An 18750-nucleotide genomic window follows, 5' to 3' on the forward strand; every position below is an offset into this window, starting at 1 on the left:
CAGAATGATCAGGCACCCAACTTATACGTTACAAAAGAAGGTGCCGTCGCGGCAATGATTGGATTTTCAAATAGACACACTTTTGGTTAGTCTTTTAAAAACTGTCTCAATTTGGCCTGCATTCTGGGTCGCCCGCACACCGGAGAGAGGGAATCATCGCCTATTCTGGGCGCGGGTGTCGGGTGATCCGATAAAGCTGTCCCGCAGACAGAGGGCCTTTCAGTTGGGTTTGCACGCCATCGGGCCAGAGAATTTGCAAACCGGCGGCGTGTTGCGCGCCCGCCAAACCAAAATGAGCCCGCGGTGCATCAAAACTCATGAATCCGCCGCCCAATTGCAGCTCGCGCATCTGCGCGCTGCCATCTGCGTTCAGCAGGGTGATCCGGGCGCCAATACCCGCGCGGTTGCCGGTCAGATCCTCCAGCTCCACGACCAGTCTCGAGCCTTGGGCTGTGTTGCGAAACAGCGCCAGCGGTCCGTTGACCGGATGGGTCACCAAATCAAGATCTCCATCCCCATCCAGGTCGAACTGCGCCGCAGTCGCGGTCATCAGAAAATCCTCTAGCCCGGCCGCATCCGAGGCCTCGGCGAAACCACCCTCACCGTTGTTTTTGAAAAACAGATTGGAAGGTGAAACCTCGTTGGGGACCCAGGTGCCATTGACGATATAGACGTCCTGCCAGCCATCCAGGTCAAAATCCGCCACTTTGGTATCCCAACTCCAGCCGCCGACTTCGAGGCCGCGCGTCGTCGCGGTATCGCCGTAAGATGCCCCCTGCCATTCCAAGAGCACATTAGAGCGCAGGATCTGGCGGTGGCTGACGGCAATCTCTGCGGGCAGAGGCTGGCGGGTGGGTTTGAAATGTAAGTCGCAATAGGCCTGCGGCACCCATTGGTCTTTGGGAATCAGAGCACAGAGCGAGGGGTCGCGTCTTTGAATTGCCAAATCCTTGATCAGCATCGCCTTGCACTCTGCCTGATAGCGCCCCGACATCTGCTGGCACCGCCCGGCATAAGAGGGATCAAAGCGGTTGCCGGATTTATACCAGCGCTTGATCGCCATATTCGTTTCGCAGGTCGCTTTGGCTGCTGGATCCTGGATGGTGCTGCAATACTGATCCAGCGATTGCATCTTTAGCCGCTCAGAAACCCCGGAGGAGCGTCCGGCGATCTGCGCCAGGTAGAGCGCGGGGTAGCCTGTATTGAACAAGTCGGCGCTTTTTACGGCCATCGTGGTGGTGGTGGTATGGGGGATCAGCCCCTCGGGTTCGGTGATCATGCTGAGCCCGCCCTTCCCGTCGCCCCGGTAAAAATAGTCGGGGATGTCGAAGTCATTGCCGACGATCAGATCACTCAGCCCGTCCTGGTCAAAATCGGTAAAGAGCAGCGACAGGGTTTCGCCGGGGAGGCCCGGCAGATCGGTGAACCGGGTGCCGTCCAGCTGGCCATCAGGATTGAACAGCAACCGGTTGCGCGATTCCTCTCCGGGAATGCGGCGATACCACCCTGCAGCCCAGTTGCCCAATGCAAGATCCAAAAAACCATCGCGATCCAGGTCCGCAAAACTCAGCGCCATGGCAAGGGGCGTTTGTGGGTTTCCAGCCACCCGGCGCAGGGCCTCAGGGTCAAAGTGCCCGGCATTATTGCGCCACCAGTAATTGCCGCGCAGATAGCTCGCCAGAAAGAGATCCTGCCAGCCATCATTGTCGATATCGACCAGCACGGCGTTAAAGATCGGCGCCCCCTCAAGCGGGGTCAGATCCAGTGGCAGGCGGCTGAAGTTTCCCGCCCCGTCATTGGTATAGAGATAAAGCCCCACTTCCGAGGAGGCCACCGCCAGATCCAGATCACCGTCATTGTCGATGTCGCCGGTGGCCAGACTGCGCCCCTCCCAAAGGGAGGCCACATGTCGCGCATGGAGAATTCCACCGGCTTATCAATCCCGAAGGTGGTAGCCTCGACCCGGGTGAACAGGGTGTCCGCAGGGGGACGGTGATGTCAAAGGTTGGGGACGACTGTGATCGGGGGCGTATCTGCAGCCGCGGATTGGGGCAGGGTGGCGGCCTGGGCTGCGCCAAAGAACACCCCTGTGGAGCGGGTGCGCCGAGACCTGGCGCCAGATCCCCTGCAGCAGGTGCTCCAGTGCCCGCTGGCTTTGCCAGCTGTGATAATAATGCGCAGATATTCCAGCCCCAAAGCCAAGAGTGGCGATCGCTGCGGCCATCAGCGTGGCGGCACGCCAGCCCAGCATTTGATTGATAATCATGGCAGAATAGACCGAGAAACTGCCCAGGGTGAAAAGTGCGGCCATGACATAACCATGGGCCAGCCCAGCGGCGAACAGGGCACCGCAAAGCACCACGTCAAACCCCATGGGCACCGGCAAAAGAGGGCAATCAGGGTTAGCGCCGTCAAAGCCAGAATACCAAAGCCGAGATCGACAACCAGGTCTTGGGGAAAGAGTGTGGCCACCAGGGCGCCAAGGAGACCAGCCAGCAGCATCATCGGCACCGTGAGGCGGATGATGTACCAAAGATGTGTAAGATAGGTCCGGGCGACCCCAAGGATGGCAGCGATAAAACTCTCGTCGGGCTGCACCGCGGCAAGCGCGGGACTGTTCCAGGCAGGAGACTGGGAGGTCCGTTTCGGCGGCTGCACCTCTGCTTGGATCTTCCCGCCGATGTCCTGTGAAGCGCCAAGTTGAACCTGCGGCAGCCAGCGGCACAGGAGCGGCACCGCGACCAGAATTACAAACAGGCTGAGGCCAAGCTTGGTGACGGCCATATAAAAAGGCATCAGGGAGAACAACATCGACAGCACCACGACATTGAGTGTTGGCGAGGCCACCATGGCGGCCAATGCGGTCTCCGCGCGCATTCCCGCAGCATAGACCCCCCTGCCGATGGGTGCCGCGCAATTGGCGCAGACCCCCAGCGGCGCTCCAATCCCCAGCCCCAGCATGGCATTGGCAAAACCACCCTGAAAACTTTTGCGCGGCAGATAGGCCAACAGCGTCATGAATCCGGCAGCAAAGAGGATACCAAAAGTCATCCCCTGCTGGTTGGTGTGCAGCCAGTTGAGCGTTGAATAGAAAACACGTTGCCAGAGCACCATGTCGGCCTCCAGCGGGAACCATGCCTCAAAGCTCAAGGGGTCCTCAAGCTGAATGGCGCCCGACATGATGGCCTTTTCACTGAGGGCCGGATAGCGCGACCCGGTCCAAAATAAAAAGGCCAGCGCGCCAAGGATCAGAAGGGCAAGGAAGACACGTTTAGGATAAGCAGAGATGATCACTGAAGACAAAGCCTTTGCGGACGGGTAGCTGATGACTATGAGCGCGTTTTAAGCTTGGGCTTGTGCTCGCAGTCAGAATAGAGAGCTCGTGCCACTTTGGCCATCATGTCTTTGCCTGGAAACGGCTGAGGCTACCAGTCTTTCCCCGAGATCAGATCAACAGAGCAATGACTTAGAATATGAAGTCACTCACATCGAGATCGGAGAGCTGCACATTTAGCAAGGTGATGCTATCGCCATTGCCCGCGTCAATGACCACATGAGCGCCTGACTGGGACATGTGATTGGCCGCAAGATCCGCGAAATTCAGGATCGTGGCCACCCCGCTCAAATCCAGTTGTTCCGCAGTATCTGAAGCGTCAAAATCCGTCACCTGATCCGCACCAAAACCATCATGGAAAACAAAAACGTCCGCCCCCCCACCACCGGTGAGACTATCGGCCTGGGCGCCGCCGATCAGGGTATCCGCCCCGTCCCCGCCAAAGAGGGTATCAAAGCCGGCGCCGCCAATCAGAGTGTCATTGCCGCTGCCGCCATATAGCCGGTCTTCGTTCTGGGCCCCTCCAGGCGGTCATTGCCGCTGCCGCCAGACAGGAGATCGTTGCCCCATTCCCCATGAGCCGGTCAGCCTGGGCGCCGCCATAAAGCGTATCGTTGCCGGTGCCGCCAAACAGCTGGTCGAGGCCAACACCACCGTCCAACCAGTCGTCTCCTGCACCGCCCTCCAGGTGGTCCTCGTTCTGAGCTCCCTCCAGGCGGTCATTGCCATCGCCGCCAGAGAGGAAATCGTTGCCCCATTCCCCAGTTAAGTGGTCAGCCTGGGCGCCGCCATGAAGCGTATCATCGCCAATGCCGCCAAAGAGGGTATCAAAGTAAGCGCCGCCGAACAGGGTGTCATTGCCGCTGCCGCCATATAGCCGGTCTTCGTTCTGGGCCCCATCCAGCTGGTCATTGCCGCTGCCGCCAGAGAGGAGATCGTTGCCCCATTCGCCCATGAGCCGGTCCGACTGGGCGCCGCCGATCAGAGTATCGTTGCCAGTGCCGCCAAACAGCTGGTCGAGGCCAACACCACCGTCCAACCAGTCGTCTCCTGCACCGCCAAACAGGTGGTCCTCGTTCTGAGCCCCCAAAGCGTGTCGTTGCCATCGCCACCAGAGAGGAGATCGTTGCCCCATTCGCCCATGAGTTGGTCAGCCTGGGCGCCGCCATGAAGCGTATCATCGCCAATGCCACCAAAGAGGGTATCAAAGTAAGCGCCACCGAGCAGAGTGTCATCTCCAACGCCGCCATATAGCCGGTCTTCGTTCTGGGCCCCATCCAGGTGGTCATTGCCGCTGCCGCCAGACAGGAGGTCGTTATCCCGGCCACCGGACAGGCTGTCGGCGCCGTCTTCACCAAAAGATTATCATGCCCCGCGTCTCCCAGCAGCGTGTCATTGTCAGCGCCGCCAAAAATCGTATCGTTGCCGTCACCGCCCTGGATCAGGTCGTTATTGTAGATCAGTGCCTGGAGGCCCGGCTTGCTGCGGACAACAGGCAAGCCATTGGTGGCTATTGCCGCATCTGCAATGGCCACAACGAGAGGGCCACCGATCTCTCTGACGTCTCTGTCCAATCGGGTTTTCATCTTGAGGTCCTCGACAAAAGCGGGCGATAGTCGCCGGCACAGGTTCCGTTGCGATCCTGCCCTGTGCATTGCCGTGTTTTAGATGGCAGCAGCACTTACTGGGATGAGCTTGACCTCATCTCCTTGCCGCCTTTGGGGGTGGCAGTCTCCGGTATGCCGGGGTTGCCACATTTTAGCCCAAAAGATTAAGCTTTGATTTAAGTCGACCGCGCTAAGGATTTTTTTGCGGTAGCGTGCAATGTACTGGCCGCAAGAGACCCTTTTGGCGGACTTACGCAGACAGGATACGCCCGGCGTCATCAAATGCCACAGCGGGGGTGCTGGCCTGCTTTCCAGCCACTTCAGCGTGAATTTTCTGGGCTTGGCCCAGGGCGTTGAACACTTGCTGCTGAAGCTTGTTCTCAGAGTAATTGAGCATCAGGTGGGTCTGCGCATCAACCGTCATGCGGTAGCGTATTTCAGGATTGTCAGTCAGCATCTGCAGGCCATCTGCCCATTCTTCGGAATGCACCAACAGCCCCCGCCCCTCGGCTGCGCAGTCATCATAAACCAGCCCCCGCGTGGCCACCGTCGCCATGCCACAGGCCGTATATTCGACCCATTTTGTATTGGCTTTGACCGCATTGAACGGCGTATGGGCCAGCGGGCACAGTCCGATATCCCATTTCCTGTCGGCCAAGGTCTTCAGGAATTCGCCATAATTGTTGACGGAGGGGACGATCTGCACCCTGTCACCAAAGCGGGCCAAGACCTCGGGCACCGGGCTGAGCCCGAACAATTCGAAGATCACTCTGGGATTGCGATCCAGATAGACCTCCAGCGCAGGCAGGACAAACTGGAGGTCATGCATATGGCTTGAAGTGCCCATATAGCCAACCCGCTGCACGCCTCCCATGGTTGCGGGCCGCAGCACCCGGGCGGCACAGTAAATGCCACCGCAGAAGATCGGGCTGCGGGTGCCAAGGGTTTTCAGTCGGCGGTACATCCCCGGCGTGGAAGCATAAACCATGGTGGCCTGATCCAGCAACTGCCGCACGCATTGCAGCCGTTCCCTGCTGTTGTGCATGCGCCATTTGCTTTCCCCCAGTTCGCGGGGCACATTCAGCAAATCGTCGTCGATGTGATAGACGACTGGTATCATGCGCTTTTTGCCGGCCATGAGAATACGGTTCGCATGCGGGCCGCTATACCGGCAGCACAGGATCAGATCAGGCGCAAAGGCCCTGATCCTTTGATCCAGCCAGTCTCCGGCCGTTTTGGAAAAGCGCTTTGCCCCAAAATGCTGCGTCATCTCTGCTTCGGTGATGATGTCATACTGCATCTTGCCCTGATCAAACCAGGGCTGCAGCGGTTTGAGGAAAGAGAGTTGAAGGGTGGCAATCGTGTCATTGGCAATGAACAGGATGCGCTGTGGCGCTGCAGGCGGTAGGCTCCCGGCCTTCGCCGGAACGGCAGGAGACGGGGCTGGGGCCGGAACCTGTGCGGCGGGCGGAACTGTGCCAGCGCATTGCGCAGCAGGGCGGTAAAGCGGCGGTAAATCTCATTGGGGTCCATCAAAACCCCCTGCCGCTCCAGGAAAGCATTTTGGCGTGCCACCAAGGCCGCGTGGTTGTGGCGGCACTCTTGCGCAAAGTTGAGCCAGTCGTCCACGGCGCTGATCTGTGCCAACCCGGCATAGTTTCCGATATCCATGATGCCGTCGGGATCCCGCCAAACCCCGACGGGCAGTCCAGCAAGCACCATGTCGAAGACAACCGTGGACGGGGCTGAAATGCCGTATCCGTACCCTGGCAGATTGACGTCGTAGATCGGCAGATTGTTCAGCGCAACATTCTCTGGCAGGGCGATATTGTTCTTCAGAACATATTGCCCGCCCGGATGCGGTCGCAGCGTAACCCCCTCGCCCGTGGGCTGGCGGCGGCAAAAATCAAAGAAGGTCTCCATAAAGGAGGCCTTGTGATCGCCAGTGGCCTGCAAGCGTGCGGAATGCATGTTCTCGCAGACCAGCGCTTGTGTCAGAGGCGGGTGGTCAGGATGGGTGCGGCGCCGTTGCAGCAGTGTTGGCGGGCCAGTCACAATGATTTTGGCGCGTTCAGATGCCCGCGTGGCAGAGAGGCGGTGTGGGGCAAGCCAGGAACAGACAACATCGGCATTGAAACCCACATCACGACCATGGCGGATATTATGTTCCCGGCTTTGCCGGAAGCCCACGCATTCCAGCCCGTGCTGGAGGGTCACCTTGAGAAAGGACGAGGGGGTCGCCCGCATGATGGCGCTGGTTTCACGGTGTTCCGGCAAATCAGATTCGCTGGCCGAGATCAAAATGCCGCCACCGCCTTGCAGGGCAGTCCAAACATCCGCGGATTCGCTGATGAGATGGATCTCCGCACCGGTATCGCGCACCATCGCAGCGAGCTCTTTCTGCCAGATGACACGGCTGTCTCTTTTGACGAACCCTTTGGTCACAAGAAAGCAAAGAGAGGCCTCTGTTTCCTGCCGGGCAAGGTAAACGAGGCCGCGTAGGATGTTCACATCCTGTAAAAGATTAAAAACGAAAACGGCTTGGGCAGAACGCATCTTGAACCTTTCAGACAGAATGGACGGCAGTCATCAGATCTGCCTCTTCCATATAGGGGGAGCGGTTTTCGGCCAGGATCACGTCAAGCTCTTCAAACAACTGTGCCAGCAGGGCGCGCATGCGGCGCAGTTCAGCGCCATAGCGGGCCATTTCATTCAAGGGGCGTAGAGGTGCGCTCAATGCGACAACCCGGCAGCTCTCTGGCATTTCATCTTTGGCGAGCCAGAGATTGCTCACAGGAGCGCCGCCGATTTCGCCGATCTGCTTTAGACGCGCCGCATAACATGGTTTCAAAAGGTTGCCGGCCTTCTGAGAGAAAATGATCTCCACACCATTCTCCCCGTCGCCCGGAGACAGGGCGACATCGAAATTGAGCGTCCGCTTGGTCTGTGGCGCCGCCACGGAAAGGGCGCCCAATTTACGCACGGCCTTGTGCAGGTTGCCGGACGGGTGCAATCCGTGCAGGACGGCAATGGGTTTTTCGGTGTCCGTCGGCGCAGGCGTTGGAAGGGTTTGCAGGAAGGCCGTGAGGCTGCAAGCTTCGGTTTCAGGGTCGCTCAGGTCAGACATCAGGCGCTTTAGATCTGAGAGGCTGTCCCCGCGAAGCTTCAGGTGGTCGGCCTCCAAATCATGGAGCAAATCAGCAATATCCCGGTAGACGAAATCCGACAGAGGGTCATAGAGCGGGAAGCCGCTGGACAGGACCTGACCGCCATTGGTCAGGGTTGTCACCGCCCGATTAAGCGATTTTACGGTGCTGAAGTTCTGTGCGTTGACGGGCAAAAAGCAAGCCAGGGACTGGGAGATGAGCTCGGCCTCCCGGGCTTCACTCCATTCCTCCAGGGTGGCAGGGACCGGCAGGCGCGCCAGCAGCTCAATGCGGTCCGAAGTCAGAGCGCGCTGATTGGTCAGGATTCTCAAATGCGGCGTAAATCCAAAGGCGCGGGCCCGTGCCAGTTCTTGCGAGAAAGCATGCAAATCTTCCAGTCCGACGCTGAAATAAGGATTATCTCCCATGCCAAACCAGCCAATGTCAAAAATCCGGCTGCTGCGGGCGCGCGCCGCTTTTTCTTTTAGGGTCCGGGTCAGCTTGTCAGTCTTGAAATGGTCAAAGGGGTCATTCAGGATATGGCAGGGCAGATCAGGGATAAGCTGGGTAAGCTGCTGAGAGATCAAAGGCGTCGAACACAGGATGAAATCCAGAGTCCCAGAGATATCCCGAAGCCAGCGCCGCAGATGGACAAAGCGACAGTCCTGGCGCTGACTGAAATAATCATCGCAGACGTCGATGCCAACAATGCATCCCTGCTGGCGCAGCCTGCGCGCCAGCACAATGGCATTGGCCTCATGACACTTTGAGAAAATATAGATGTCATCCTTGTGTTTACGCGCTGTAGACAGATCCTGGATCGATGTGATGTTCAGCGTCACCCCCTGTTTGGCGAGATGCTGGCTTATCCGATGAAAGCGGATGCGCACCCCCGCCGAATGACGGATCTCTTCACTCCGGATGACCACTGTTACACGCATAGCTTTATCCTTTCAGCGCCCGCAGCACGGTCACCGACTGCAAAAGATCATCCCAGCGTGCCGGTGCTATGCAGGCCAGCCCAAGTGGGTCGATTTGATCTCTGCCAGAGGCGGGGCGGGTTGTGCCCGCCCGGACAAGCGTGGTGCAGAGGCTGCGCCAGCCCATGCCATGGCAGGACAGGCCAAAATGCAAATCGACATCCTTGGCGCCGGGCAGGGCGGCCCGGGCTGCAACCGTATCCTGCAGCGCGGCTTTGCGGATCAGGCAGAGGGCAAGACTGTTGGCCAGGACGGGATAGGTGGAGGCGGGCAGGGCATCCAGGACATCCGGCTCCACCACATTCAGCCGAGGCGCAGAGAGAAAAGAGACCGCAGCAGGAAACAGCCCTGCGGACCCGAATTGCATGGTGGTGGCTTTCCCCCGTAAATCCTCATGCAGCAGAGCGGCTCCAATCGAACCTGCGGCAGGCTCAGCCTCAAGTTCAGCCCCCAGCACTGCGAGGAAGCGGCTGTCCAGCAGGGCGACGGCTTCGTCCAGCATGAGAAGGTGGTCGAAGGTTGCCGCGCCATGGATCGCGTCAAGATCGCCAAGGGTGCCAGTGTCAGGGGCTATGCAGGTGACCCGCCCCGGAAATAGGGCTTCGGCAATCTCTATGACCCTGGCAATTTCAGCATCCCCAGCATAGCGCGCCGGGCGGACGAGGACCTGACCAACATGAATGTCCTGTTGCGGTAGCAGCGAAGAAAGCGCCCTTTCAGAGAGTGCTGGATCCGAGGCCTGCAACACCACTGTCAGCGACAATTCAGTCTCTAACAAGGGGATATAGGGGGCATCTGGCGCCACCGGGAAGAGATTACGGCTATCATTTGGAGATCGATCCGGGTGGCAGACCACAGCCAGATGCAGCGGTGCCAGCCAATGCCCGTCTGCCTGGGCATCATCCAGGGTGGTCGCACCACTGTCTGCGCGCAACAGCAGCGGCTGGTCCGCCTGCGGTCTGTGGGACTGGGGCAGCGCAACGGACCACAGGGGTTTCAGACTGGTTTTGCTGCACACAAGATACGGGCCAGGGGCCTGTGTATAACCTTTTGGCAGCGCCATGCGGCGGGACACCAGGGCCGCCAGGGAGGGCACGCCATGACAGGGAAGCTGTAGGGTCATGCCGGTACCGCGACTATGGCCCTCTTCTGGATCCAGAGACGCCTGCAGCCATTCCAGCCCTGGGGTTTCGGCCTTATCCTGCGGTGCAGAAACTGCAGTCAGCCCCAGGCCAAAGACCGTTTTCAGCCAGCCCCGGAATGCGGGAGAGAACAGCCGTTCTGCACCGGTAGCACCGGCTGTGCGCACAGCCAGGCGGGACACCGCAAATCCGGATCGGGCCGGGCCTGCCGCAAGTTCGCCCAGCAGGGCTTGGCTGATGCGCCAATACTCATCCATCGGGTTGCTGGCCAGACTGTGCGCCGCCCGCTCTACTGCGTGCAGCCCGCCCCGCAACAGCGAAGGGAAGGTGATCAGCGCATAGCCCTGTGTCACAGAAAAACTGTCCGACAACTCAAGGAGGACCGGCATAAAGGGATTGATCATAGCAACATCAAGGAATGCCGGGCCCTTGACGGGTAGACTGGCGCTCCCGACGGCAACAAAACGGAGGGGGGTAAGGGGATCCGCCTGCCAGGCCCGCAGCATTCCTGGCGCCTCATCAGAGCTGTCCTCTTGCCCGGTGAAGACAAAGCGCAAGCGACTCTCATCCGCAAACCAGATGTTCTCAATACAGGCGCGCCCCTTCAGGAAGCAGCCAGCGACCGGGGAACTCACTGCCCCGTCCATAGGCAAGAAGGCTTCCTCTGGGCTGTCCGGAGACTTCAGGACCGGCGCCTGGGCCGTATTCGCCAAGTCGCGCGCAACCATCTGGACATAGGTCGAGATCGGTCCGCATGTCTTTGTGGCCTCCTCCGGGGAGGCAAAGCGGCCCAGCTCATAAGAGGCGGCAAACAAGGCGGTATAGCCAACATTATGTGGTCGCTGATCAGCAGGCTGGCCGGACAGGGGCTCCAGCGTTGTCTGGTCAGGCCCGGCAATGATTGGACTGTCTTGCGCAACATCGGCCCCGGGAATCGCAAGGACCTCCCCAGACCCGAAATTCTGAGCCGCAGCATGGGGGCTGAGCACTGTGGTTTTCACGGGCTCCGGCTGCGGGGGCTGCGGGAAACCCGGACGGCCAAGAACGCGGCCGATCAGCAGGTAATGCTGCTGCGGTGACAGGCCAGACAGAACCGCATCGGGGTAGGTTTGACTGTACCAGTCCGGGTCGAAACCGGCCAGCGTTGCTAAATGTTCATCTGTGTCAGACATCGAGACTCCAACTCATCCCTTGCCGGTGCTCTGTGGGCAATTGGCATTTCTGGTGCGGGCTGGTTTTGAACCAGCCCATTTTAAACCGGCCTTTTGTGGTCTCACACAAGACCAGCTTTGAGGCAATCATGTATGCGCAAAAGTCCGATCGGTGCATTGTCTGCATCAACGACGATCAGAGCATTGATCTTGCTTTCGTTCATCAGTCCCAAAGCTTGGGCTGCCATCATCTCCGGGCCAACGGTTTTAGGGTTAGACGTCGCAACTTCACAGGCCGTGAGGTCCGTAATCCTGTCGATATGACGGCGCAGATCCCCGTCCGAGATCACCCCTGCGACCTTCCCGTCTGCAACCACGCAGGCAATCCCAAAACCAGCTTCACTCATCTGGATCAGTACCTCTGTCATCGGCAGATCTGGCGCCACGGCTGCGAGAGCGCTGGTCTCATGCATCAATTGGCGCACCTGGGCGAGCTGCAGACCCAGCTTCCCCCCAGGATGATTGTTGCGGAACTCTTCTGGTTTAAAGGCGCGTTGCTCCATCAAAGCCACCGCCAGAGCATCCCCCAGGGCCAAAGTCAGGGTTGTCGACGTGGTTGGCGCCATCCCGATTGCACAGGCTTCCGGTGCGCCCGGAAGGAGCAGACGCAGGTCGGCCTGCCGCATGAGCGTGCTGTCCGAGATGCTGGAAATGCCAATCAGGGGAATGTTGAACCGACGTGTATAAGTAATCAGATCACTCAACTCGCGGGTTTCCCCAGAGTTTGAGATCAGGATGCAGACATCATCCTTGGTGATCATGCCCAGATCGCCGTGGCTTGCCTCGGAGGCATGCACAAAATAGGCCGTTGTCCCGGTAGAGGCCAAGGTGGCTGCCAGCTTGCGGCCAATATGGCCTGACTTCCCGATGCCGGACACAATCACGCGCCCCCGGCTGGCCAGAATGCAGCGCACAGCAGGTGCAAGATCCGCTGGCAGATTGTCTCTCATACAGGCAATGGCGGTGCTTTCGATGTCCAGCACCCGGGCGGCTGTCCGCAAAATTCCCGAGGCATCCTGTGCCATCTTATCCTGAGGCATATAGCTCTCCGTGGTTACGTTTAAGTCGCAAGTGCATTTGAAGTAAATATTACTTCAAATCAATGACATACGTCAATTTCAATCGGTTCAAGTGGAAGGGGGTGACCTGAAAGAAATAATGAAATTGCCCTCGCAAAGCCAAGCGTAGAACATTATACAGGCTGCATGCCAAGTTGCAACACGCAGCGGCGCGCGGACAGAGAGAAGCCTTGTGGGGTCTCTCGCTGTCAATTCAAGGGTATACTGCTATGACGCATTTTACAGAGAAGACATTGAAGATTTTTGTTGGGTGGGATTCCGGGAAGATATTGCCTGGCAGGTCTGTCGCCATTCCATCACCCGCCACACCCGCGGTGATGTGGAGATTTACCCACTCAAACAGCCAACGCTACGAGAACTGGGCCTTTATACAAGGACCGCAGACAAAGCCACGACCGAATTCTCGATCACCCGCTTCCTGACGCCTTATCTTGCGGCGCATGATGGCTGGTCAATCTTTGTCGACTGCGACTTTCTGCTCTCCGGTGATGTGACCAAATTGCTCGATATCGTGTCCAGCGATAAGGCCCTTTATTGCGTGCAGCACGATTACACACCGGCCAATGCTGTCAAGATGGACGGTAAAGAGCAAACAACCTACCCACGCAAGAACTGGTCCTCCTTCATGGCCTTCAATGGGGCTCATCCCAAGGTCAAGGCGCTGACACCGGCTGTGGTCAATTCCTCCAGTCCCGCCTACCTGCACCGGTTCAACTGGCTGGAAGACGAAGATATGGGCGCTTTGGATCTGGAATGGAACTTCCTCGAAGGGGAATATGCAAAGCCGGATCAAATGCCCATGTGCGTGCATTACACCAATGGCGGCCCTTGGTTTGAGAATTGGCAAGACGTTGATTTTGGAAACGAGTGGCGCACAGAACGCGATATGTATCTCGCCAGCACTCAGGCTTCGGAGCAGGCTGCCGAATAGGCCCCGCCTGCCTCCAGAACAGCCCGCAGACCCAGCCGGAGGATCGCCGCCGATGATTGACTATGACCGTTTGAAACAGCAATTTTCCGCCGCTCAGCAGACCTGGGCTGCGGCTGACCCGTTTCCCTATTGCACCTTCGAGGGCTTTCTCGCGCTCCCCCGGGCGCAGCAGATTGCCGATGATTTCCCCGCCGTCATGGCCAAGATCAGCAAACCTCTGAAACGCCATCACGATGTCGAACAGAAGCGCGGCGTGCCGGATCTCAGCCTGATGTCCGAGACCCAGCAGCAGTTTTTCGACCAGATCCTGGGCCCCGAATTCATCGCCTTTCTGGAACAGCTCACCGGGATTTCACCGCTGTATCCGGATCCGGATCTGGCCGGCGGCGGATTGCATGAAATCTACACCGGCGGGTTTCTCAACACCCATGCCGATTTCAACTTTCACCCCAAGACCGGCAAGCACCGCTGCCTGAACCTGATCCTCTATCTCAATGCCGACTGGCAGGAGGACTGGCACGGCCAGCTTGAACTGTGGTCCGAAAACCTGGACGGCGAACCGGTACGGGTTGCACCGACACTGAACACTGCGGCGCTGTTTCGCACCACCGAAACCTCGTGGCATGGTCACCCCAAGCCGCTGGCCTGCCCCGAGCACGTCAGCCGCCGCTCGCTGGCGGTCTATTACTACACCGACTGGCCCGAGGGGCTGGAGCAGCGCGCCAAGACCACCTATGTGCTGACCCCGGATCAGCAACAGGACCTGCGTCAGGACCTGCTGGCGGGCTGGGATCAGATCGCCGATGCCGATGCCGCCTGCCGACTGGCCCGGCGCTATCAGCCCCGCCATGTGCGCCAGACCTACGAGGCGCTGCTGGCCGAAAAGGCGTCGACGGCCGGGTCCGCTGCCGCCTCTGACACAGACCAACCCGGGTAGGATTATACGAATGACACGCATTCTGGTCACCGGCGGCGCCGGTTTCATTGGCTCTCATCTGGTGCCCGCGCTGCTGGCCCAGGGCCACGAGCTGCGCATTCTGGACAGCCTCAGCCCGCAAATTCACGGCGCGGTGCCTGAAGGCACCGGCTGGCTCAATGCCACCCCGGGCTGGAGTTCCAGCGCGGCAGCGTCACGGTACGCGAAGACCTGGCCCGCGCCATCGACGGCATCGAGGCCATCGTGCACCTGGCCTCGGAAACCGGCACCGGGCAATCGATGTATGAAATCAGCCGCTATGCCCAGGAAAACGTGCAGGGCACCGCCGAGCTGATGCAGGTGCTGGCCACCACCCCCGGCCATGCGGTGCAGCGGGTGCTGCTGGCCTCATCCCGGTCGGTCTATGGCGAAGGCGCCTATCTGCGCGCCTCGGACGGTCAGCGTCTGACCCCGGCGGCGCGCAGTGCCGCCGCCCTGAAGAGCCACCAGTGGGATCCCACCTGCCCGGATAGCGGCGAAGTGCTGCAGCTGGTTGCCACCCGCGAAGAGGACCGCACCGCGCCGTCGTCGATCTATGCGGCGACCAAGCTGATGCAAGAGGATCTTTTGCGCATCACCTGTGACAGCACCGGCATTGGCTACGGCATCCTGCGGTTGCAGAATGTCTACGGCGAAGGCCAGTCGCTGAAAAACCCCTATACCGGCATCCTGTCGATCTTCTCGACCAAGATCCGCCGCGGGCTGGAACTGCCGATTTTTGAGGACGGGCTGGAAAGCCGTGACTTCGTGCATGTCTCGGATGTGGCGGCGGCCTTTGCAGCGGCGCTGGCGCGCCCCAAGGCGCCCGATACGGTGATCAATGTCGGCTCGGGCCGCGCCACCTCGGTGCTTGAGATGGCCACGGCGCTGGCGCGCGCCTTTGACGCCACCCCCAACACCCGGATCACCGGCGAGTACCGGCTGGGCGACATCCGCCACAACGCCGCCGACATCACCCGCCTGCATGATGTTCTGGGCCTGGAGCCGCAAATCGACCTGCAACAGGGTCTGAACCGCTTTGCCACCTGGGTGCAGGACCAGCCGCTGCCCGAAGACCTGCTGGCCCAGGCCAATGCCGAACTCAAAGCCCGGAATATGATGGGATGAGATTGAACGCCGCAACACCAGCGATCAAACACGGATAAAGGTTAAACCCAATGTCACTTTTTCAATTCTCTTCGCAAGAAGCCTCCCAAAACATTCGAAAAAATCGTAGCAGCCGCTGGCCGGATGGACGGCGTAAAAACGAAACCCGACTGACTGGTTTTGCCGATGTAACGGTCACCCCCACCTTCAGCTTTGATACGGCTGACAAGATTCTGACAATCGGCTCCTGTTTTGCACGGGAGATTGAAAAACGTCTGGCCTCGCTGGGATTTACACTGCCTGCTCTCGACATCGAGATTCCGCAGGAAGAACGGATCCGGCAGACCGCCAATAGCATCCTAAACAAATACACTGTTCATTCGATGGAAAACGAAATCCGCTGGGGATTTGAAGACGTCGGCATCCCCTTTCAAGATTTTTTTCTACGCGGAGGAGAAGACACCTGGCATGACGCGCAGATGGTGCCCAACCTGCCCCCCGTCAGTTTTGAACGGGTAACCGAGCGACGCCGGATGGTGTCAAAAATGATGTCTCGGCTCCCAGAATGCCGGATTGTCGTCATTACCCTTGGCCTTGTTGAAGCCTGGTACGACAGCAAGACAGAGATGTTCTTGAATGCCATGCCTCCTGCCTTCGCCATAAAGGAAGAACCCCAGCGCTTTCAGCTGAGAACGTTGGATCTTGATGAAATCGTTGCCTCCCTGGAGCGAATCCATGGGTTGATCACCCGGTACGGGCATCCTGACTTCAAAATGCTGATCACGGTATCTCCGGTTCCGTTCAAGGCCACAATGACCGGAACTGATGCACTGATCGCCAACACCTACGGCAAAAGTGTGCAACGGGCCGCCGCCGAAGTGTTCAATGCACGCCATGACAACGTCAATTACTTCCCCAGCTATGAAATGGTGACCCTGTCCGAGCGGGCGGCGGCATATGAGGCCGACAACATTCACGTCACACGGCCCATGGTCGAACACATTATGGCAACTGTCGTAGCGGCATACGCCCCCAGCGTCAGCCTGTCTAAAGCTGAGGAGCCGCGGCCAGAAAATGATCGAGACCGGGAAAAGTCCAACACCCGCAGTGGCCTGCTGTTGGAAGCCAAACAAAATCTATCCGATGGGAATTTCGAATCTGCCATTACCAATCTGAGCAGTCTGCTCTATCGCTTTTCCAACAAGCTGCGCCCCGCACAGCTTGCCAACGCTCATCTGAAATTGGGTGTTGCCCTGTTTCGGACCAAACAAGCGAATGAAGCTGTCCAGCAACTAAAGATAGCAAAAAAACTGAACCCAGAGCACCCCAACACCACATATTATCTTGGCTTAGGCTTGGCGCGTCTCAAGCAGGACGATAGAGCCCTGGATATGTTCCGTGAAGCCCTACGCCTGGACAGCTCGGTTCCGGATCACCATTGGCGCCTGGGCAAACAGCTGATGAACATGCAGCAAGAAGATGAAGCCCTCACACATCTCAGAAATGCTCTCGCTCTGGCTCCCGACCACAAGGGGGCAAAGGCAGCACTGGATGAGCATGCACGAAATGCACCCAACCCCACATCTTAAAGATTGCGGACAAGCCCAGGGACGGCGAGTGAAGACGAATGACATTGCAAACAGGGGCGCGTGAAATGGCAGCCACAGAAAAGGCTCAGATCAATGACGGCAGTAGCGTCATGAAGGCGACTGCCTGTGCTGATGCCGCCACCGCCCGTACAACAACGGCCCGAACCACGATGGGACATGTGACATGACCACTGCTGAAACCGCGACCGGGGTGATCTGGCTGGCCTCCTACCCCAAATCCGGCAACACCTGGCTGCGGGAAATCCTGACCAATATCCTCTCGCCCAAGGGCACCAAACGCGGCGAGGCCATCCCCTCGTTCCAGAAGGACTGGCCCGGCGATATCCCGCACTACCAGATCCGTGGTCAGGCGGTGCATCTGATGAAGACCCACCTGCACCCCGGGCATGCGCGGATGGACAATTGCCCCTTGCCCACCGCCGGCGCCATCACCATCCGCCGCCATCCGTTGGATGTGCTGCTGTCGGCGCTGAACTATGCCAAGATCAAGGAAAAGGCGCAGGTCTTTCTCGATCAGGAAATCAAGCCGGTGGAACAGATCATCGCCGATGGCGAGTTTTCCCATTACATCGACCAGTTTCGCGATACCGACGGGTTTTCCTGGTTCGCCGGACCAGCGGGCGAACTGTCACTGCACCGGCAGCGCTGGCAGGCGGCCTGCATCGATCTGGCCTATCATGAAATCTGCTATGAAGACCTGTTTGCGGATCCCGAGGCCGGGATCCGCGCCCTGCTGGACTTTCTGCAGATCGATGCCAGCGCCGAGGAGATCTCCAGAATCTATGAACGCGCGGACCGGCGCACAGCGCAGAACGGCACCTTCTTCTGGAAACGGCGCGCCTATAATTTCCAGGACCTGCTGCCGCCCGAGCTGATTGCCGAATTCCACGAAAAATACAGCCCCCAGCTGACCGCGCTTGACTACCCCACTGCGCCCTGAAACAGGCTAGGCCGAGTGCCCGACAACAAGGACCAAACCAAGATGAGCAATGCACAGCCCAACCCTGGCTATACCGTGCTGAACGACGCCCCTGCGGCGAGGTTGCAACTATCGGCGCCACCGGGCTGGGCCGTTCGGGCACCACCATGCTGGCGCGCACCCTGTTTGAAATCGGCCTGCCGATGTGGGATCGGCTGACGCCAAGAACCTGCGAAGACAAGGTGATCCAGAAGCAGCTCAAGGCACGCGATCATGACGCCTTTGCCGACCTGTGCAGCAGCCGCAGTGCCCAGACCCCGCGCTGGGGTTCAAATGTCCGGCCCTGCGCAACCAGATGCAGGGCTGTGTGCCGCTGATGCAGGGCGCCCGCTTTGTGGTGGTGTTCCGCGACATGCTGGCGGTGGCCCTGCGCAACAACCTGTCGATGGGGCGCGAACAGCTCGAGGCGCTGGAGCGGGCCGAACAGGGCTATCGCCGACTGATAAAGGAGATCCAGCGGCTCGAAGCGCCGGTGCTGCTGCTGTCTTATGAAAAGGCCCTGCAGCACCCAGAGACCCTGGTCACCACCCTGGCCGATTTCAGTGGCCTGCCGGTCAGCCCCGAACGCGCCGCCGAGATCGCCGCCAGCACCATCCGCAATGCCGATCCGCGCTATCAGGGCACCCAGGCAGGGTAGCCCCCGAACCGGAGAGAGAGTTTCCGAGGCCC

20 protein-coding genes and 4 pseudogenes are annotated in these 18750 nt (G+C 59.0%); 9 read left to right on the plus strand and 15 right to left on the minus strand.

Annotated elements, in window-relative coordinates:
- Positions 1 to 160: 160 nt before the first annotated feature.
- The 15 genes and pseudogenes from EBB79_RS21550 to EBB79_RS21605 all read right to left on the minus strand — a co-directional run bounded on the left by EBB79_RS21550 (position 161) and on the right by EBB79_RS21605 (position 12460).
- Entirely contained in the window at positions 161 to 1906 is a 1746-nt protein-coding gene (locus tag EBB79_RS21550; protein WP_127751124.1) for a CRTAC1 family protein, read from the minus strand.
- 30 nt (positions 1907 to 1936) lie between these two features.
- The gene (locus EBB79_RS21555; protein ID WP_127751125.1) at positions 1937 to 2311 is read right to left on the minus strand and encodes a hypothetical protein; all 375 of its coding nucleotides are present in this window, start codon (positions 2309 to 2311) and stop codon (positions 1937 to 1939) included.
- Positions 2263 to 3294, minus strand: coding sequence for a permease (locus tag EBB79_RS21560; RefSeq protein WP_127751126.1), 1032 nt, complete (start codon positions 3292 to 3294; stop codon positions 2263 to 2265). Before EBB79_RS21560 ends, EBB79_RS21555 begins: the two co-directional genes overlap by 49 nt.
- 172 nt (positions 3295 to 3466) lie before the next feature.
- Positions 3467 to 3667: a hypothetical protein gene (locus tag EBB79_RS21565; RefSeq protein WP_420850420.1), complete on the minus strand. Its 201-nt coding sequence runs from the start codon at positions 3665 to 3667 to the stop codon at positions 3467 to 3469.
- Between the two features lie 60 nt (positions 3668 to 3727).
- A pseudogene (locus EBB79_RS25715) lies at positions 3728 to 3814 on the minus strand (hypothetical protein); the annotation flags it as partial.
- The gene (locus EBB79_RS25720; protein ID WP_420850421.1) at positions 3805 to 3888 is read right to left on the minus strand and encodes a hypothetical protein; all 84 of its coding nucleotides are present in this window, start codon (positions 3886 to 3888) and stop codon (positions 3805 to 3807) included. The pseudogene EBB79_RS25715 and the gene EBB79_RS25720, both read right to left, overlap by 10 nt.
- 23 nt (positions 3889 to 3911) lie before the next feature.
- Positions 3912 to 4424, minus strand: a pseudogene (locus EBB79_RS21570) (calcium-binding protein); the annotation flags it as partial.
- Entirely contained in the window at positions 4316 to 4615 is a 300-nt protein-coding gene (locus EBB79_RS24995; protein ID WP_420850422.1) for a calcium-binding protein, read from the minus strand. The gene EBB79_RS24995 and the pseudogene EBB79_RS21570, both read right to left, overlap by 109 nt.
- Positions 4598 to 4681: pseudogene (locus tag EBB79_RS25725) on the minus strand (hypothetical protein); the annotation flags it as partial. The gene EBB79_RS24995 and the pseudogene EBB79_RS25725, both read right to left, overlap by 18 nt.
- A gap of 53 nt (positions 4682 to 4734) precedes the next feature.
- Positions 4735 to 4989, minus strand: a pseudogene (locus tag EBB79_RS25730) (hypothetical protein); the annotation flags it as partial.
- Positions 4990 to 5191: 202 nt separating this feature from the next.
- Positions 5192 to 6241, minus strand: a complete 1050-nt coding sequence (locus EBB79_RS21585) for a glycosyltransferase family protein (protein ID WP_127751129.1) — start codon at positions 6239 to 6241, stop codon at positions 5192 to 5194.
- A complete protein-coding gene (locus EBB79_RS21590; protein ID WP_127751130.1) occupies positions 6208 to 7497 on the minus strand; it encodes a hypothetical protein in 1290 nt (429 codons plus the stop codon). Before EBB79_RS21590 ends, EBB79_RS21585 begins: the two co-directional genes overlap by 34 nt.
- 10 nt (positions 7498 to 7507) lie before the next feature.
- Positions 7508 to 9028, minus strand: coding sequence for a hypothetical protein (locus tag EBB79_RS21595; RefSeq protein WP_127751131.1), 1521 nt, complete (start codon positions 9026 to 9028; stop codon positions 7508 to 7510).
- 4 nt (positions 9029 to 9032) lie between these two features.
- Positions 9033 to 11381 carry a hypothetical protein gene (locus tag EBB79_RS21600; RefSeq protein ID WP_127751132.1) on the minus strand — a complete coding sequence of 783 codons (2349 nt, stop codon included), beginning with the start codon at positions 11379 to 11381 and terminating at the stop codon, positions 9033 to 9035.
- A gap of 101 nt (positions 11382 to 11482) precedes the next feature.
- Positions 11483 to 12460, minus strand: a complete 978-nt coding sequence (locus tag EBB79_RS21605) for a KpsF/GutQ family sugar-phosphate isomerase (protein ID WP_238705131.1) — start codon at positions 12458 to 12460, stop codon at positions 11483 to 11485.
- Positions 12461 to 12749: 289 nt separating this feature from the next.
- Between EBB79_RS21605 and EBB79_RS21610 the strand changes: the two genes are divergently transcribed.
- The 9 genes from EBB79_RS21610 to EBB79_RS21645 all read left to right on the plus strand — a co-directional run bounded on the left by EBB79_RS21610 (position 12750) and on the right by EBB79_RS21645 (position 18718).
- Positions 12750 to 13430 (plus strand): hypothetical protein, encoded by a 681-nt coding sequence (locus tag EBB79_RS21610; RefSeq protein WP_338045811.1) that lies wholly within the window; start codon positions 12750 to 12752, stop codon positions 13428 to 13430.
- Positions 13431 to 13482: 52 nt separating this feature from the next.
- The gene (locus EBB79_RS21615) at positions 13483 to 14367 is read left to right on the plus strand and encodes a 2OG-Fe(II) oxygenase (RefSeq protein WP_164860873.1); all 885 of its coding nucleotides are present in this window, start codon (positions 13483 to 13485) and stop codon (positions 14365 to 14367) included.
- Positions 14368 to 14377: 10 nt separating this feature from the next.
- Complete coding sequence (locus EBB79_RS25340; protein WP_194085520.1) at positions 14378 to 14701, plus strand: NAD-dependent epimerase/dehydratase family protein; 324 nt, start codon at positions 14378 to 14380, stop codon at positions 14699 to 14701.
- Positions 14590 to 15513 (plus strand): NAD-dependent epimerase/dehydratase family protein, encoded by a 924-nt coding sequence (locus EBB79_RS21625; RefSeq protein ID WP_274594858.1) that lies wholly within the window; start codon positions 14590 to 14592, stop codon positions 15511 to 15513. Before EBB79_RS25340 ends, EBB79_RS21625 begins: the two co-directional genes overlap by 112 nt.
- 50 nt (positions 15514 to 15563) lie before the next feature.
- Positions 15564 to 17081: a GSCFA domain-containing protein gene (locus tag EBB79_RS21630; protein WP_127751135.1), complete on the plus strand. Its 1518-nt coding sequence runs from the start codon at positions 15564 to 15566 to the stop codon at positions 17079 to 17081.
- Between the two features lie 38 nt (positions 17082 to 17119).
- Positions 17120 to 17269, plus strand: a complete 150-nt coding sequence (locus EBB79_RS24545; protein ID WP_164860874.1) for a hypothetical protein — start codon at positions 17120 to 17122, stop codon at positions 17267 to 17269.
- Positions 17266 to 18042: a sulfotransferase domain-containing protein gene (locus tag EBB79_RS21635; RefSeq protein WP_127751136.1), complete on the plus strand. Its 777-nt coding sequence runs from the start codon at positions 17266 to 17268 to the stop codon at positions 18040 to 18042. Before EBB79_RS24545 ends, EBB79_RS21635 begins: the two co-directional genes overlap by 4 nt.
- A 146-nt stretch (positions 18043 to 18188) precedes the next feature.
- On the plus strand, positions 18189 to 18398 hold the full coding sequence (locus EBB79_RS21640; RefSeq protein ID WP_127751137.1) for a hypothetical protein: 210 nt from the start codon (positions 18189 to 18191) through the stop codon (positions 18396 to 18398).
- The gene (locus EBB79_RS21645) at positions 18398 to 18718 is read left to right on the plus strand and encodes a sulfotransferase (protein WP_338045816.1); all 321 of its coding nucleotides are present in this window, start codon (positions 18398 to 18400) and stop codon (positions 18716 to 18718) included. The genes EBB79_RS21640 and EBB79_RS21645 overlap by 1 nt, the downstream gene beginning before the upstream one ends.
- Positions 18719 to 18750: the final 32 nt, after the last annotated feature.

Source organism: Parasedimentitalea marina (assembly GCF_004006175.1).
Classification (GTDB): domain Bacteria; phylum Pseudomonadota; class Alphaproteobacteria; order Rhodobacterales; family Rhodobacteraceae; genus Parasedimentitalea; species Parasedimentitalea marina.

What these genes read in the sequence shown, in the direction of transcription:
- EBB79_RS21555 (WP_127751125.1), bottom strand. Translation starts at nt 2,311, where the DNA reads ATGGCCGCACTTTTCACCCTGGGCAGTTTCTCGGTCTATTCTGCCATG.
- EBB79_RS21585 (WP_127751129.1), bottom strand. Translation starts at nt 6,241, where the DNA reads ATGCAGTATGACATCATCACCGAAGCAGAGATGACGCAGCATTTTGGG.
- EBB79_RS21590 (WP_127751130.1), bottom strand. Translation starts at nt 7,497, where the DNA reads ATGCGTTCTGCCCAAGCCGTTTTCGTTTTTAATCTTTTACAGGATGTG.
- EBB79_RS21595 (WP_127751131.1), bottom strand. Translation starts at nt 9,028, where the DNA reads ATGCGTGTAACAGTGGTCATCCGGAGTGAAGAGATCCGTCATTCGGCG.
- EBB79_RS21600 (WP_127751132.1), bottom strand. Translation starts at nt 11,381, where the DNA reads ATGTCTGACACAGATGAACATTTAGCAACGCTGGCCGGTTTCGACCCG.
- EBB79_RS21605 (WP_238705131.1), bottom strand. Translation starts at nt 12,460, where the DNA reads ATGCCTCAGGATAAGATGGCACAGGATGCCTCGGGAATTTTGCGGACA.
- EBB79_RS21615 (WP_164860873.1), top strand. Translation starts at nt 13,483, where the DNA reads ATGATTGACTATGACCGTTTGAAACAGCAATTTTCCGCCGCTCAGCAG.
- EBB79_RS25340 (WP_194085520.1), top strand. Translation starts at nt 14,378, where the DNA reads ATGACACGCATTCTGGTCACCGGCGGCGCCGGTTTCATTGGCTCTCAT.
- EBB79_RS21630 (WP_127751135.1), top strand. Translation starts at nt 15,564, where the DNA reads ATGTCACTTTTTCAATTCTCTTCGCAAGAAGCCTCCCAAAACATTCGA.
- EBB79_RS24545 (WP_164860874.1), top strand. Translation starts at nt 17,120, where the DNA reads ATGACATTGCAAACAGGGGCGCGTGAAATGGCAGCCACAGAAAAGGCT.
- EBB79_RS21635 (WP_127751136.1), top strand. Translation starts at nt 17,266, where the DNA reads ATGACCACTGCTGAAACCGCGACCGGGGTGATCTGGCTGGCCTCCTAC.
- EBB79_RS21640 (WP_127751137.1), top strand. Translation starts at nt 18,189, where the DNA reads ATGCTGGCGCGCACCCTGTTTGAAATCGGCCTGCCGATGTGGGATCGG.
- EBB79_RS21645 (WP_338045816.1), top strand. Translation starts at nt 18,398, where the DNA reads ATGCAGGGCGCCCGCTTTGTGGTGGTGTTCCGCGACATGCTGGCGGTG.